This is a genomic window from Sphaerisporangium sp. NPDC004334 (assembly GCF_053602655.1).
Genome location: NZ_JBSGDZ010000036.1, coordinates 72,222 through 86,332 on the forward strand (window position 1 = coordinate 72,222; position 14,111 = coordinate 86,332).

15 protein-coding genes and 1 pseudogene are annotated in these 14,111 nt (G+C 70.5%); 4 read left to right on the forward strand and 12 right to left on the reverse strand.

Going from position 1 to position 14,111, the window contains the following annotated elements; all coding sequences use genetic code 11:
• Positions 1-20: 20 nt before the first annotated feature.
• From trmD to ACWEN6_RS35240, 9 genes and pseudogenes are all read right to left on the reverse strand, one after another.
• Positions 21-767 (reverse strand): annotated as a pseudogene (gene trmD / locus ACWEN6_RS35200) (tRNA (guanosine(37)-N1)-methyltransferase TrmD); the annotation flags it as partial.
• A gap of 40 nt (positions 768-807) precedes the next feature.
• Positions 808-1,323, reverse strand: coding sequence for a ribosome maturation factor RimM (gene rimM, locus ACWEN6_RS35205; protein WP_354928796.1), 516 nt, complete (start codon positions 1,321-1,323; stop codon positions 808-810).
• A gap of 143 nt (positions 1,324-1,466) precedes the next feature.
• The gene (locus ACWEN6_RS35210) at positions 1,467-1,709 is read right to left on the reverse strand and encodes an RNA-binding protein (RefSeq protein WP_354842190.1); all 243 of its coding nucleotides are present in this window, start codon (positions 1,707-1,709) and stop codon (positions 1,467-1,469) included.
• A gap of 1 nt (position 1,710) precedes the next feature.
• Complete coding sequence (gene rpsP / locus ACWEN6_RS35215; RefSeq protein WP_354842188.1) at positions 1,711-2,178, reverse strand: 30S ribosomal protein S16; 468 nt, start codon at positions 2,176-2,178, stop codon at positions 1,711-1,713.
• 241 nt (positions 2,179-2,419) lie between these two features.
• Complete coding sequence (ffh, locus tag ACWEN6_RS35220) at positions 2,420-3,982, reverse strand: signal recognition particle protein (RefSeq protein WP_354928793.1); 1,563 nt, start codon at positions 3,980-3,982, stop codon at positions 2,420-2,422.
• Positions 3,983-4,106: 124 nt separating this feature from the next.
• Positions 4,107-4,667, reverse strand: coding sequence for a GTP-binding protein (locus ACWEN6_RS35225; protein WP_354842182.1), 561 nt, complete (start codon positions 4,665-4,667; stop codon positions 4,107-4,109).
• A 10-nt stretch (positions 4,668-4,677) separates the two neighbouring features.
• The gene (locus ACWEN6_RS35230; RefSeq protein WP_354842392.1) at positions 4,678-5,061 is read right to left on the reverse strand and encodes a DUF742 domain-containing protein; all 384 of its coding nucleotides are present in this window, start codon (positions 5,059-5,061) and stop codon (positions 4,678-4,680) included.
• Between the two features lie 5 nt (positions 5,062-5,066).
• Positions 5,067-5,489, reverse strand: coding sequence for a roadblock/LC7 domain-containing protein (locus ACWEN6_RS35235; protein WP_248960559.1), 423 nt, complete (start codon positions 5,487-5,489; stop codon positions 5,067-5,069).
• The gene (locus ACWEN6_RS35240; RefSeq protein WP_452576369.1) at positions 5,486-8,707 is read right to left on the reverse strand and encodes a nitrate- and nitrite sensing domain-containing protein; all 3,222 of its coding nucleotides are present in this window, start codon (positions 8,705-8,707) and stop codon (positions 5,486-5,488) included. Before ACWEN6_RS35240 ends, ACWEN6_RS35235 begins: the two co-directional genes overlap by 4 nt.
• Before the next feature lie 543 nt (positions 8,708-9,250).
• On the opposite strand from ACWEN6_RS35240, the gene ACWEN6_RS35245 reads away from it, so the two are divergent.
• Genes ACWEN6_RS35245 through ACWEN6_RS35260 form a run of 4 tightly spaced genes read left to right on the forward strand, consistent with a single transcriptional unit; the run spans position 9,251 to position 12,680 of the window.
• Positions 9,251-10,240 (forward strand): ABC transporter substrate-binding protein, encoded by a 990-nt coding sequence (locus ACWEN6_RS35245; protein ID WP_354928787.1) that lies wholly within the window; start codon positions 9,251-9,253, stop codon positions 10,238-10,240.
• Positions 10,237-11,010, forward strand: coding sequence for an ABC transporter permease (locus ACWEN6_RS35250; RefSeq protein ID WP_354928784.1), 774 nt, complete (start codon positions 10,237-10,239; stop codon positions 11,008-11,010). Before ACWEN6_RS35245 ends, ACWEN6_RS35250 begins: the two co-directional genes overlap by 4 nt.
• Positions 11,007-11,873, forward strand: coding sequence for an ABC transporter permease (locus tag ACWEN6_RS35255; RefSeq protein ID WP_354928781.1), 867 nt, complete (start codon positions 11,007-11,009; stop codon positions 11,871-11,873). Before ACWEN6_RS35250 ends, ACWEN6_RS35255 begins: the two co-directional genes overlap by 4 nt.
• A 9-nt stretch (positions 11,874-11,882) precedes the next feature.
• Positions 11,883-12,680 carry an ABC transporter ATP-binding protein gene (locus tag ACWEN6_RS35260; RefSeq protein ID WP_452576370.1) on the forward strand — a complete coding sequence of 266 codons (798 nt, stop codon included), beginning with the start codon at positions 11,883-11,885 and terminating at the stop codon, positions 12,678-12,680.
• Between the two features lie 150 nt (positions 12,681-12,830).
• Here ACWEN6_RS35260 and ACWEN6_RS35265 read toward each other — a convergent pair whose 3' ends face one another.
• From ACWEN6_RS35265 to ACWEN6_RS35275, 3 genes are all read right to left on the reverse strand, one after another.
• Positions 12,831-13,394 carry a GTP-binding protein gene (locus ACWEN6_RS35265; protein WP_354842388.1) on the reverse strand — a complete coding sequence of 188 codons (564 nt, stop codon included), beginning with the start codon at positions 13,392-13,394 and terminating at the stop codon, positions 12,831-12,833.
• Between the two features lie 13 nt (positions 13,395-13,407).
• On the reverse strand, positions 13,408-13,869 hold the full coding sequence (locus ACWEN6_RS35270) for a DUF742 domain-containing protein (RefSeq protein ID WP_380826844.1): 462 nt from the start codon (positions 13,867-13,869) through the stop codon (positions 13,408-13,410).
• 23 nt (positions 13,870-13,892) lie between these two features.
• The coding region (locus ACWEN6_RS35275; protein WP_452576371.1) for a roadblock/LC7 domain-containing protein at positions 13,893-14,111 on the reverse strand (219 nt) is incomplete at its 5' end.

A 14,111-nucleotide genomic window follows, 5' to 3' on the forward strand; every position in this document is an offset into this window, starting at 1 on the left:
ACGACCGGACCCGTGGACGTCTCGTCGAGGACCTCGCGGTCGCGCCGGTCCAGGGCCCGCTGGTCGAGCCGCGCCGCCAGTTCGGGACGCTTGGCGGCCGTGCGCCGCAGCGCCTGGTCCCGCCGCCAGCGGGCGATCGCCCCGTGGTTGCCCGACAGCAGGATGGGCGGCACCTCGTGCCCGCGCCAGACCGGAGGCTTGGTGTAGACGGGGCCTTCGAGCAGGCCCTCCATCGCGCCGGGGGCGAAGGAGTCGTCGGTCACCGAGCCCGCGTTGCCGAGCACCCCCGGCAGCAGGCGGCCGACGGCCTCGACGATGACCAGCACCGCCGCCTCTCCCCCGGCCAGGACGTAGTCGCCGATGCTGACCTCGTCGAGGCGCAGGCGCGCCCCGTACTCGGCCATGACCCGGGAGTCGATGCCCTCGTAGCGGGCGGGCGCGAACAGCAGCCACGGCTCTTTGGCGTACTCCAGGGCCACCTGCTGGGTGAACGGCCGTCCGCTCGGGGTGGGCACGATCAGCCGGGGCGGCGCGCTCGCCGCCGCGACGACGGCGTCGATGGCCTCGCCCCATGGTTCGGGCTTCATGACCATGCCGGGGCCGCCGCCGTAGGGGGTGTCGTCGACGGTGCGGTGCACGTCGCGGGTCCAGTCGCGGAGCTGGTGCAGCCGGACGTCCAGCAGGCCCTTGTGGCGCGCCTTGCCGATGAGGGAGACCTCCAGCGGGGCGAAGTACTCCGGGAAGATCGAGATGATGTCGACGCGCATGGTCACCGCCCGCACGCCCCCGCGGCCCGCCGCGCGCCGGTCACGAGGTCTCCTCGGAGTCGAGCAGCCCGGGAGGAGCGTCGACGACGACGCGCCCCGCGACCAGGTCGACCTCGGGCACCAGGGCCTTGACGAACGGGACGAACACCTCCTCGCCGCGCCGGCGGATCACCAGCAGGTCCTGGCCGTGGTGGAGCACGTCGGTGATCTCACCGACGGTCTCGCCGCCGGTGGTGACGACGGGCAGGCCGATGAGCTGGTGGTCGTGGAACTCGTCGGGGTCGCCGGTCGGCGGGATGTCCGCCGAGTCGATGACGAGCATGGTGCCGCGCAGCGCCTCCGCCCCCTCGCGGCCGCGCACGCCGTCGAAGCCGAGCAGCAGGATGTTCTTGTGCCAGCGCATGCTCTCGACGACCAGGGGGCCGGCGCCCGGCGGGTCGGTGGCCAGGGCGCTGCCGGGGGCGAAGCGCGTGTCCGGGTCATCGGTGCGCACTTCGATGGTCACCTCACCACGGATTCCGTGCGGGCGGCCGATGCGGCCGACGACCAACTGCACGTCGCTGCTCCTTAGGGGCTGAAGGGGCCGGCCTGACGGGGCCGGCGGGCGCGGCGCCCCCGCGGGGACGCCGCAACCGCGACAGGGGACCGCCCGGGTGCCGGGGGTCCCCTGTGCGGAGGTGGTTCGCCTCTGTGGTCTGGTTACCGGGCTTCGTTCAGGTCGACCAGGTCGACCCGGACGTACTTGCCGTCGCCCAGGGCGTTCATCACGGTGCGAAGCGCCTTGGCCGTACGGCCGCCACGGCCGATGACCTTGCCGAGGTCGTCGGGGTGGACCCGGACCTCCAGGACGCGCCCGCTGCGGATGCGGCGGGGGCGGACCAGGACGTCGTCCGGGTGCTCGACGATGCCCTTGACCAGATGCTCGAGGGCTTCCTCAAGCACCTCAGGCCTCGCCTTCCGGCTTCTCCTCGGCGGCGGCCGGCTCGGCCGGGGCGGCGGGGGTCTCGTCGGCCTTCACGGTCTTCTTGGCCTTGCGCTGCGTGGTGGCGTTGCCGGTGCCGGTGTCACCGGACAGCGACTCCTTGGCGGCGGCCTCGTAGATGGCGTGACGGTCGGCCTTGGGCTCGGCCACCAGCAGAGCCGGCGGGGCGGGCTCGCCCTTGAACTTCTGCCAGTCGCCGGTGAGCTTGAAGAGCTTCAGGACGGGCTCGGTCGGCTGCGCGCCGACACCCAGCCAGTACTGTGCGCGCTCGGAGTCGACCTGGATGAAGGAGGGGTTCTCCTTCGGGTGGTAGAGGCCGATCTCTTCGATCGCACGGCCGTCACGCTTGGTGCGGCTGTCGGCCACCACGATGCGGTACTGCGGGTTGCGGATCATGCCGAGCCGCTTGAGCTTGATCTTGACTGCCACGGGTGTGGTCTCTCCTGATTTCGCGCGTGGGTGAGCGGGCGTCTCGTCGAGTGGGGCACGACGGGATGACCGCCCGAGGGACAAACATGACGCGCGGGGGTGAGAGGGCACCCACGGTCACGGTGTTCCAACATGTCATTGTGCCAGATGATTGGACGCCTGTCCGAATCGACGCCTCATGACACCTGACCACCTCTCCCGCCGGCGCATCGGTCGGACCGAAGGCGTCGGCGGAAGCGGGTCACTTCTGGCCGGGCAGGCGGAACTTGGAGGGGTCGAAGCCGGGCGGGAGCTCCAGCCCGGGCGGAAGCGTGCCGCCGCCGAGGCCGCCGATGCCGCCGAGGCCCGGCGGGAGCTGCGGCGGCGTCGAGGACCCTCCGCCGGCCGCGCCCGCCTTGCCGAGGGCGGCCTTGCGGGGGTCGCCGCTGACCCTGCGCCCCTTCTTCGGCTTCTTCTGCGCGGCCTTGCCTTTGCGTCCGCCGGGCATGCCGGGGATGCCCATGCCCCCGGCGACCTGCTTCATCATCTTCTGGGCGTCGAAGAAGCGGGTGACGAGGTTGCTGACCTCGGTGACCGAGACCCCCGAGCCGCGGGCGATGCGCGCGCGCCGCGAGCCGTTGATCATCTTGGGGTCCTGGCGCTCGGCCGGGGTCATGGAGCGGATGATGGCGGCGACGCGGTCGAGGTCGCGCTCGTCGACCTGGTTGAGCTGCTCACGCATCTGCCCCATGCCGGGCATCATGCCGAGGAGGTTCTTGAGCGGCCCCATCTTGCGGACCATCATCATCTGCTCGAGGAAGTCGTCGAGCGTGAAGCCGTCGCCCGAGACGAGTTTGCCCGCCATCTTGGCGGCCTCTTCCTCGTCGAAGGTGCGCTGGGCCTGCTCGATGAGGGTGAGGATGTCACCCATGTCGAGGATGCGGGACGCCATGCGGTCGGGGTGGAAGGCGTCGAAGTCCTCGAGCTTCTCGCCCGTGGAGGCGAACATGATCGGGCGGCCGGTGATGTGCCGCACCGACAGCGCGGCGCCGCCGCGCGCGTCGCCGTCGAGCTTGGTGAGCACCACGCCGTCGAACCCGACGCCGTCCATGAACGCCTGGGCGGTGGTGACGGCGTCCTGGCCGATCATCGCGTCGACGACGAACAGCACCTCGTCGGGGCTGACGGCGTCGCGGATGTCCGCGGCCTGCTTCATCAGCTCCTGGTCGATGCCGAGGCGGCCGGCGGTGTCGATGATGACGATGTCGTGCTGCTGGCGCCGGGCGTGGTCGATCGACCCGCGGGCCACCGCGACGGGGTCGCCGACGCCGTTGCCGGGCTCGGGGGCGTGCACGGCGACCTGGGCGCGCTCGCCGACCACCTGGAGCTGCTGGACGGCGTTGGGCCGCTGAAGGTCGGCGGCGACCAGGAGCGGGGCGTGGCCCTGCTCGCGCAGCCAGCGGGCGAGCTTGCCCGCCAGCGTGGTCTTGCCGGCGCCCTGGAGGCCGGCGAGCATGATGACGGTCGGAGGGGTCTTGGCGTACCGCAGGCGGCGGGTCTCGCCGCCGAGGATCTGCACCAGCTCGTCATTGACGATCTTGACGACCTGCTGGGCGGGGTTGAGCGCCTGGGAGACCTCCGCGCCGCGTGCGCGCTCCTTGACGTGGGACACGAAGTCCCTGACGACCGGAAGCGCGACGTCCGCCTCGAGCAGGGCGATGCGGATCTCTCGACATGTGGCGTCGATGTCGGCGTCGGTAAGCCTGCCCTTGGACCTGAGGGAGGAGAAGACCGATGTCAGCCGGTCGGAAAGCGTCTCGAACACGTGATTGGCCAGCCTCTGCGCTACGGGTCGTCCGGGGTCTTCGCGTCTGCGACTCGACCTCCCAGCCTATCCGCTCCGCGGCCCGGTCACGCGTATCGAGCGAAGGCGGGGAGGCCGGACGCCGTCAGCCGCGCCAGCCGGGCACCGAGACCCGCATGGTCAGGGCGTGCTCGACCAGCGAGATCAGGGTGCTTTTCACCGATTCCCGCTGACGGGCGTCGGTGCGGACGATCGGGATGTGGGGAGCGAGGGTGAGGGCGTCGCGCACCTCTTCCTCGCTGTGCGGGTACTGCCCCTCCCACCCGTTCAGTCCGATGACGAACGGCAGCTTCGCCTCCTCGAAGTAGTCGACAGCGGGGAAGCTGTCGGCCAGGCGGCGGGTGTCGACCAGCACGACGGCGCCGATGGCGCCGCGCACCAGGTCGTCCCACATGAACCAGAACCGGTGCTGGCCGGGCGTGCCGAACAGGTAGAGGATCAGCTCGCTGTCCAGCGACACGCGCCCGAAGTCCATCGCCACCGTGGTCGTGGTCTTCTGCGGGATGAGGCCCAGGTCGTCGATGCCCGCGCTGGCGTCGGTCATCACGGCCTCGGTGGTGAGGGGCACGATCTCCGACACCGCCCCGACGAAGGTCGTCTTGCCGACGCCGAAACCGCCGGCGACGACGATCTTCGTCGAGGTCAACCCGCCACGGCTAGAGCCTGCGAAGTCCACTGAGAACCCTTTCGAGCAAGTTGAGATCCGGCTTGCCGGCGTCGAGCTGCGGCTGGTGCAGCTGGACGAGGTTTTCCGCGGCCATGTCGGAGATCAGCACGCGGGCCACGCCCAGCGGGACCCGCAGAAGCGCGGAGATCTCGGCCACGGAGCGCACCTGGCGGCACAGCGTGTTGATCGCCTGGTACTCCGGGATCAAGCCGGAAATATCTTGGTATGGCGGAATCGTGGAATGTACCAGCGTCTCCATGGCCAAGTGCGTCCGCGGCGTCGTCCTGCCGCCGGTGACCGTGAAAGGCCGGACCGGCGACGACGGCTCCTGTTGGTAGCGTCGTAACCCGTCCTCCCAGCCCGGGCCGCCCATGGAGGTCACCGCGGGGACGACGCCTGAAGCTCGGCGCGCACGGCCGGCGTCAGCACCTGCCCAGCGCGCTCGACCATCAGCGTCATCTGGTAGGCCACCAGACCCATGTCGCAGTCAGGAGCGGCCAGTACGGCCAGGCAGGACCCGTCGCTGATCGACATGATCAGCAGCAGGCCCCGCTGCATCTCCACCACGGTCTGGGTGACCGCGCCGCCCTCGAACACCCGGGAGGCGCCCTGGGTCAGGCTGATCAGACCCGCGGCCACCGCCGCGAGCTGGTCGGCCCGGTCCTTGGGGAACCCCTCCGAGTAGGCCAGTGGCAGGCCGTCCGAGGAGACCACCACCGTGTGCGCCACTCCCGGGACCCCCCGGACGAAGTCGGTGATCAACCAGTTGACTCCGCGGGCGGCCTGGCTCAGCTCTCTCACTTGTCCTCCTTGTCGCCCTGAATGCGCCGCAGCTCGGCGTTGTACGCCACCTCGTCCTCGCTCAGCTCACCGCGGGCGACCGCCCGGCCCTGCCGGATGCCCTGCTGGAAGCTCGACAGGCGGCTGCGCGCCCGGTCGGGTGAGAGCGCCGGCATGGCGGGTGGCGGCGACGCGGCGGCCTCCTGCGTGCCCGCCGACCCCGGGACGAGGTTGGCCTTGGGCACGCGCTTGGGCAGGCCCGCGGCCGTGGTGCCGTCTCGCACCGGTTCCTGGACGACGGCCGCCGCCTGCCAGCCGGCGTCGGCGGGGATCTGCTGCCATCCCGGGAGATCCTTGTCCTTCTCCTGCTCGCTGTCCACCCTGCGGAACCAGGCCGACTCGACGGAAGCGAAGATCGGCAAGAACTCCTCTTCCTGCTCCATGGGCGAGGTGTGCACGGCGGGCAGGGGACCGGTGACGGCGTCGAGGTCGGAGGAGTCGTAGCGGCGCGGGCGCAGGCGCCCTGGCAGTTCGCCCGCCTCGCCGCCTCGCGCGCCCGGCCCGGTGGGCGGGCCGCCGAAGGAACCCGGTCCCGTGGGCGGGCCGAAGGAGCCCGCTCCGGCCGCCGGGCCGCCGAAGGACCCCGCTCCCGTCGCCGGGCCGCCGAAGGACCCGGGCCCGGTGGGGGGACCGCCGAAGGCCGACGGGCCGAAGCTCCCCTGCCCGCCGGTGGGGGCGCCGAAGGCGTCCGAGGGCGGGCCGTTACGGGTGCCGAAGGCGTCCGAAGGCGGGCCGTTACGGGTGCCGAAGGCGTCGGGGGCGGGACCGCGGGTGAAGGCGTCCGAGGCCGGGCCGCCGTAGCCGCCGCCGGTGGCCGGGCCGCCGAAGGAGCTCGGGCCGCTCGGCGGTCCGCCGTAGCCGCCGCCCGTGGGAGGGCCGCCGAAGCCGCCGGATCCGGGGCCGTAGAAACCACCCGATCCGGTGGGGGGTCCGGAGTACCCGCCGGAGCCGGTCGCCGGGCCGCCGAAAGAGCCGGGGCCGGTGCTCGGGCCGCCGAAGCCGCCGCCCGTGGTCGGGCCCATGGGGCCGGCGCCGTTGGGGCCGCCGAAGGCCCCCGCGTCGGCGAACGAGCCGCCGAAGGCGCCGGCGCCCGCCGGCACGTCGAACGCGCCGCTGGTCTGCGGGGTCGCGCCGAACATGCCCTGCCCCGCGGGCTGCCCTCCCATCGCGGACCAGGCCGGGGCCTGCGCCCCGGAATGCGCGCCCGGGGCGCCGCCGAGATGCGTGGGAGATCCCATCAGGGACTCCGGCAGCAGCACCATGGCGGTCAGGCCGCCGGTGTCGTGCCGCCGTAGCTGCACGCGGATGCCGTTGCGCAGCGCGAGGCGGCCGACCACGAACAGGCCCATGCGGCGGGAGACCGAGACGTCGACGACCGGCGGGTTGGCCAGCCGCCAGTTGGTCTGGGCGAGCTCCTCGTCGGTCATGCCGATGCCGGCGTCGGTGATGGAGATCATCACGCCGCCGCCGTCGATGCGGTTGCCGGTGACGCTGACCCTGGTCTCGCGCGGCGAGAAGGAGATGGCGTTCTCGACCAGCTCGGCCAGCAGGTGGATGACGTCGTTGACGGCCTGGCCGACGATGGAGACGCCGCCCGGGACGTTCATGGCGACGCGCTCGTAGTTCTCGACCTCCGACAGCGAGGCCCGGGTGACGTCGAGGAGCGCCACCGGCTGGCTCCAGCGGCGGGCGGGTTCCTGGCCGGCGAGGACCAGGAGGTTCTCACTGTTGCGGCGCATGCGGGTCGCCAGGTGGTCCAGGCGGAACAGGTCGCCGAGGCGCTTGTCGTCCTGCTCGCCCTGCTCGAGGCCGTCGATCAGGGTGATCTGCCGTTCCACGAGGGTCTGCGTGCGCCGGGAGAGGTTGACGAACATGGCGCTGACGTTGCTCCGCAGCTGCGCCTCGTCGCTCGCCAGCCTGATCGCCTCGCGGTGGACCTCGTCGAAGGCCCGGGCCACCTCACCGACCTCGTCGGTGGAGCCGACGCCGATCGGGCGCACGTCGGGCGGGCCGGAGTTGCCCTCCGACTCGCGCAGTTTCTGCACCATCTCGGGCAGGCGGCGGCCGGCGATCTCCAGGGCCTCGCGGCGGAGCTGGCGCAGCGGGCTGACCAGCGACCGCGCCATGACGGTGGTGATGACCAGCACCAGGATGAGCAGCAGGGCCACGACGCCGATGTTGACGGCGGCCTGGCTCTGGTCGGCGCGCGCCAGATCGGCGGCCTGGTCGACGATGGAACGTCCCAGCGTCCGCTGGGCCTCGTGCATGCGGTTCAGGCCGTCGCTCGCGGCGTCGAACCAGGCCTGCACGTCGTTTCCGCCGTCGATGAGGTCGAGCGTGGCGGATCCGGGTTGCGGCGGGCCTCCCGTCTGTGACCGGACGGCGCCGGACTGGGTGATGAACAGGGCGCGGTCCACCATGGCGGCGGCGAGGTCGATCTGCCGGCCGCTGACCGTGTCGGAGTACGCCTGGCGCTGGGACGGCGTGGCGAGGAAGAGGAAGGAGTTGAGCTCGCTCGCCTGCTGGGACTTGGCGGTCTGGAAGGCGCTGAGCGTGTTCTTGTCGAAGGCGCGGACCACGAGCGCCGTCAGCATCAGCCCTCGCTGCCTGGACGCCTGCTCGGCGGATCGCGACAACGCCGCGAAGGCGGCGGCGCTGGAGCCCAGCGTTTCGTTGGTGCTGCCTCGCGCCGTCTCGTCGAACACCGCGAGCAGGTCGTCGATGACGAGGTCGTACTTCTGAAGGCTTGGAAGGGGCGGGAGCTGGGAGCTCACCGCGATGTCGCGCAGCGTGTGCAGTTCCGACAGGCGGTCGAGGACGCGGGAGAACTCCTGCTTGCCGACCTCGCCCAGGGCCTGCTGCACCGTCGACTTGCGGTCGAGCACTCTTTGCACGGCGACGTCGACGTCGCTCTGCTGTTCGCGGATGAGCAGGCGTGCCTGCGTCCCGCGGCGACCGTTGGCGACGAACCTGCTGGTGAGGTCGCGTTCGAGGTCGAGCTGGTGGACAAGGTCGCTCAGAGTCGTGACGAACTCGGCGACGGTCCGTACGCGTTCATATTCAGTGGCGCTCTGGATGGAGGTGGCCACTCGGAGTCCACCGAGCAGGACGGCCACCGTGGTGGGCACCAGGATGAGCGCGATGAGACGGGTTCGCACCCGCCAGTTACGCAGAGCCATCGACCGTTCGGGTTTGGTTCCTTGGTCGGTGGGCGCACCCGGATCCGAAGGCGGTTGGGCTGCGTCCGGCGTGGTACGGCGACCGCTCTCGATTGTTGCTGTCCTCACTGGTCGCAACCTCTCGCCAGCTGGTCTGCTTCATGGGGGGAAGGCCACGCGCGTGTTACACGTGGCAAGTCAAGGGGCAATTGGAGCATAAGCCTACGAGGTCGACCAATAGCTATGGGTAATTAGAACGGTCCAAAGCATTATTCGGCCCGGACGGATCCTCGCCAAAGGGGCCGTGCGAGATCACTGCCCCGGCCGCGCCTCCGGACCCGTGTCACGCTCATACATCGCCGTCTACACCGTTCCAAAGTCACAAAAACAGACATATCGCAATATTTCACACTAAAGCGGATTTTGCTACAACTTCCTCCACATAGGGCACGCTTTCGTGTGACCGCAGATCTTCCTCCGCTAGGCTTCACGCTCGCCGTGCCACCTTTGCCTTCCCCAGAGGCGGGCTAGGCACTCTTCCCCCACAACTAAAAGGACACCTCAATGAGAAGCCTTAGGGGTCGTACCTTCGTCGTCGGACTACTGGCCAGCCTGGCGCTCGCGGCATGCGGGAGCAACGAGCCGAAATCCTCCGCGGCGCCGGCGAACGGCAGCGGGCTGGAGAAGACGACCATCAACGTCTCGACCTCGGCGATCGCCGACCACTCCGCTCTCTACATCGCCCAGAAGAAGGGTTTCTTCAAAGAGGAAGGGCTGACGGTCAAGACGGAGATCACTCCCAGCACCGCGGCCACCCTGCCCCGGCTGATCAACGGCAGCCTGGACGTCGCGGCCCTCGCCTACTTCTCCATCTTCGCCACCCAGGAGGCCAAGGCCGGCGACTGGCGCGTGGTAGCGGACGCCTACCAGGCAGGCCCGGACGTCATCGACCTGGTCGTACCGAAGGACTCCAAGATCACCTCGGTCAAGGACCTCGACGGCAAGCGGGTCTCCATCGCCTCCCTCAACAGCGTCGGCCAGCTCGCGGTCGGCGCCACGCTGAAGACCGCGGGGCTCGACCCGAACAAGAGCGTCCAGTGGGTTCCCCTGGCCTTCCCCGAGATGCCGGCCAAGCTCATCTCCGGTGAGATCGACGCCGCCTGGCTGCCCGAGCCCTTCCTGTCCAACATCCAGCGCGAGAACGGCGCCAGGGTGATCGCCGACACCATGACCGGCGCCATGGCGGACTTCCCGATCGCCGGCTGGGCCGCCACCGCCGAGTGGACCAAGAAGTACCCGAAGACCATGGCCGCCTTCCAGCGCGCGATCCTCAAGGGACAGCAGGTCGCCGCGTCCGACCGCAAGGCGGTCGAGGCCGTGCTGCCCGACTACACCCAGATCAAGCCGGACGTCGCCGCGGTCATGAAGCTCGGCGTCTTCCCGACCTCGCTGAACGCCACGCGCATCCAGCGGGTCCCGGACCTGATGCTGGAGTACGGCTTCCTCAAGGGCAAGATGGAGGCCGCCCCGCTCCTGGTGCCGCTGCCTCAATGATCCGAGCACGAGCGGTCCGCGGCGCCATCGGCGTCGCGGGCCTTCTGGTCGTCGCGGAGCTGGTGGGGCGGTCAGGACTGGTCGACCCCGCCCTCCTCCCACGGATCTCCACGGTGCTTCCGGCCGCCGGCCGGCTCATCGTCGACCCTGAGTTCCTGTCCTACCTGAGCGGCACCCTGGAGGTCTGGGGCGGTGGACTGCTCGTGGCCGTGCTGCTCGGCACCCCCCTCGGCCTGCTGCTCGGAAGCCTTCCCAAGGTCGAGCTCGCGGTGCGGCCGCTGGTCGAGTTCATGCGCCCGATCCCGTCGGTCGTCCTGCTGCCGCTGGTCACGCTGCTGATGGCCTGGGACCACGGCACCAAGATGACGATCGTCGTGTACGGCGCCATCTGGCCCATCCTCATCAACACCATGTACGGCCTGCGGGACGTCGACCCGGTCGCCAAGGAGACCTTGCGCAGCTTCGGGTTCGGCAGGCTCGCCGTCCTGGCACGGGTCTCGCTGCCCAGCGCGGCGCCGTTCGTGCTCACCGGTGTGCGCGTCGCCGCCTCCATCGGCCTGATCGTCACCGTCAGCGCCGAGCTGCTGGCCGGAGGGGTGGACGGCATCGGCACCTACATGATCCGCGCCCAGTCCGGCTTCCGCACCGACCTGGTGCTCGCGGCCACGGTCTGGACCGGAACGCTCGGGCTCCTGGCGAACGCACTGCTGGTCAAGGTGCACGGCTGGGCGTTCCGATGGCACGTGGTGAAGTCTGGAGGCGCCACATGAGCGTCACGACGGTCCCCGAGGATCTGCGGGGCTCCACCGGCCCCTCCCCCTCCTCCCGCTCCGGGAGCCTGCGGCTCTCGCTGGCCACGGCGCTGACCCGGGTCTGGCTGATCCCGGTGGCGATCGCCGCCTGGGAGCTGGCCACCCGGCAGGCCGAGTCGTTCTACTTCCCGCCGCCGTCGGCGATCGTCGTGCGCATGTACGACCTGTGGTTCTCCGGGCCCGCGAGCCACCTGTTCCTCACCGAGGAGGCGGTCGCGAACTTCGGCCCGAGCCTCGGCAGGCTGTTCGCCGGATGGATCCTCGCCTGCGTCGTCGGGATCACCCTGGGCATCGCCCTTGGCCGGTCCTCCGCCCTGTACGACTACATCAACCCGATCGTGGAGTTCGCCAGGGCCACTCCCCCGCCCGCGCTGATCCCGCTGTTCATCATCATCTTCAAGATCGGCACGCCGATGCAGCTGGCCACGATCGTCTACACGGTGATCTGGCCCATCCTGATCAACAGCGTGGACGGGGCCCGCTACCTGGACGGCGTCCACGCCGACACCGCCAAGGTGTTCGGGCTGACCCGGGCACAGCGGTTCTTCCGCATCATCCTGCCCGCGGCGGCTCCCAAGATCTTCGCCGGGATGAGGGTGAGCCTGTCGATCGCCGTGATCCTCATGGTGGTCTCCGAGCTCGTCGGCGCGGTCAACGGCATCGGATTTCTGATCCTGTACAAGCAGCAGAGCTTCGACCTGCCAGGGATGTGGGGAGGCGTGGTCCTGCTCGGCATCCTCGGTTACACGCTGAACGCGTCCTTCATCATGATCGAGCGCCGCGTCCTTTCCTGGCACCGGCGTGCCCGGCAGACAACCTGAGGAACCATCGTGCTCGATGTCGTCAACCTGCGTCACACGTACGGCGAAGGCCCGAAGGCCCACCAGGCCCTTGGAGGGATCGACCTGAAGGTCTCCGAGGGCGAGCTGGTCAGCGTCGTCGGACCCTCCGGCTGCGGCAAGTCGACCCTGCTGCGCTCCATCGCCGGACTGATCAAGCCCACCGAGGGCCACATCCGCATCCGCGACACCGAGATCGCGGACACCCCCGGTGACCTGGCCGTCGTCTTCCAGGACTACAGCCGGTCGCTGTTCCCCTGGATGTCGGTCGGGGACAACGTCGCCCTGCCGCTGCGCCGGCGCGGCAAGGACCGCGCGGCGCGCCGGGCGGCCGCGGCGGAGGCCCTGGACGCCGTGGGTCTGCCGGGCGCGTCGGGCAAGTACCCATGGGAGCTGTCCGGCGGCATGCAGCAGCGCGTGGCGATCGCCCGGGCGATCGCCTACCGTCCCGCGCTGATGCTCATGGACGAGCCCTTCGGCTCGGTGGACGCCCAGACCCGCGAGGACCTGGAGGACCTGGTGCTGCGGGTCCGCGAGGACCACCGCATGACCATCCTGCTGATCACCCACGACATCGACGAGAGCGTGTACGTCGGGGACCGCGTCGTCGTGCTCGGCAAGTCGCCGGCGCGGGTGGCCGGCGAGCTGAGCGTGGACCTGCCGTTCCCGCGCGACCAGATCGCGACCCGGGAGCTTCCGGCGTTCGTGCACCTGCGCGCCGAGGTCGGGCGGCTGGTGCGCGGCAAGGACCACGCCATGGGGGCCGGGGGCCGGCACGCGGACGCCTAGAGGCGCACATGGAAGGGGGACGCGGCCCGGCTCACCGGGACCGCGTCCCCCTTCTCACGTTCCGCCGGCCGGTGCGACGATCGCCCGTACAGGACGCGCCACCGCCGTGACGGCGGCGCGGCCGGGACGCGCCCGGGCGGCCCGGCCGGTTCAGCGGCCTCCCCAGCCGGGAACGGCCACCCGCATCGTCAGGGCGTGCTCCACCAGCGCGATGAGGGTGCCCTTGACCGAGTCGCGTGAGCGGGCGTCGGTGCGCACCATGGGGATGTGCGGGGCGAGCGTGAGCGCCTCGCGCACCTCCTCGTCGGCGTGCGGGTAGTGCCCGTCCCAGCCGTTGACGCCCACCACGAACGGCAGCCCGGCCTCTTCGAAGTAGTCGATCGCCGGGAAGCAGTCGGCCAGACGGCGGGTGTCGACCAGCACGACCGCGCCGATGGCGCCGCGCACCAGGTCGTCCCACATGAACCAGAACCGGTGCTGACCCGGCGTGCCGAACAGGTACAGAATGAGGTCCTGGTCCAGGGAGACGCGCCCGAAGTCCATGGCGACGGTCGTCGTGGTCTTGTGCGGCGTCAGCCCCAGGTCGTCGATGCCCGCGCTGGCGTCGGTCATCACGGCCTCGGTGGTGAGGGGCACGATCTCCGACACCGCCCCGACGAAGGTCGTCTTGCCGACACCGAACCCGCCCGCGACGACGATCTTCGTCGACGTCAGCGCCGGGCCGCGGCTAGAGCCTGCGAAGTCCACTGAGAACCCTTTCAAGCAAGTTGAGGTCCGGCTTACCCGTCTCCAGCTGCGGGTGGTGCACCTGGACCAGGCCCTCTGCCGCCATGTCGGCGATCACGACGCGGGCCACGCCGAGGGGCATGCGCAGCATCGCGGCGATCTCGGCGACCGACCGCACCTGACGGCACAGCGTACTGATCGCCTGCTTCTCCGGAGTGAGAGTCGACAGATCTTGATGTGACGATGTGGAGGAGGAGACGAGCGCCTCCATGGCGAGCGAGGTCCGGGGGGCGGTACGGCCCCCGGTCACCGCGTACGGCCGGACCAGGGAACTGCGTTCCACCGGTTCGGGGTTGGGAAGCGGGGCCGCCGCGCCGGAGAACCGGCGGACGTCCTCGATGGGCGGGTACGGCGATCCGCCGCTCAGCGGATCGCCGTCATCTGTCCAGCCGCGGCGTGCCACAGCGTCCTCCTGTCATCGGCCCCTCACCTGGGTTGAGACGCCTGCAGCTCGGCACGCACGGCCGGGGTCAGCACCTGACCGGCACGCTCCACCAGCAACGTCATCTGATAAGCGACCAGGCCCATGTCGCAGTCGGCCGCCGCCAGCACGGCCAGGCAGGACCCGTCGCTGATCGACATGATCAGCAGCAGGCCCCGCTGCATCTCCACCACGGTCTGGGTGACCGCGCCGCCCTCGAACAC

What these genes read in the sequence shown, in the direction of transcription:
- ACWEN6_RS35230 (WP_354842392.1), bottom strand. Translation starts at nt 5,061, where the DNA reads ATGGGCGGCCCGGGCTGGGAGGACGGGTTACGACGCTACCAACAGGAG.
- ACWEN6_RS35240 (WP_452576369.1), bottom strand. Translation starts at nt 8,707, where the DNA reads ATGGCTCTGCGTAACTGGCGGGTGCGAACCCGTCTCATCGCGCTCATC.
- ACWEN6_RS35245 (WP_354928787.1), top strand. Translation starts at nt 9,251, where the DNA reads ATGAGAAGCCTTAGGGGTCGTACCTTCGTCGTCGGACTACTGGCCAGC.
- ACWEN6_RS35250 (WP_354928784.1), top strand. Translation starts at nt 10,237, where the DNA reads ATGATCCGAGCACGAGCGGTCCGCGGCGCCATCGGCGTCGCGGGCCTT.
- ACWEN6_RS35255 (WP_354928781.1), top strand. Translation starts at nt 11,007, where the DNA reads ATGAGCGTCACGACGGTCCCCGAGGATCTGCGGGGCTCCACCGGCCCC.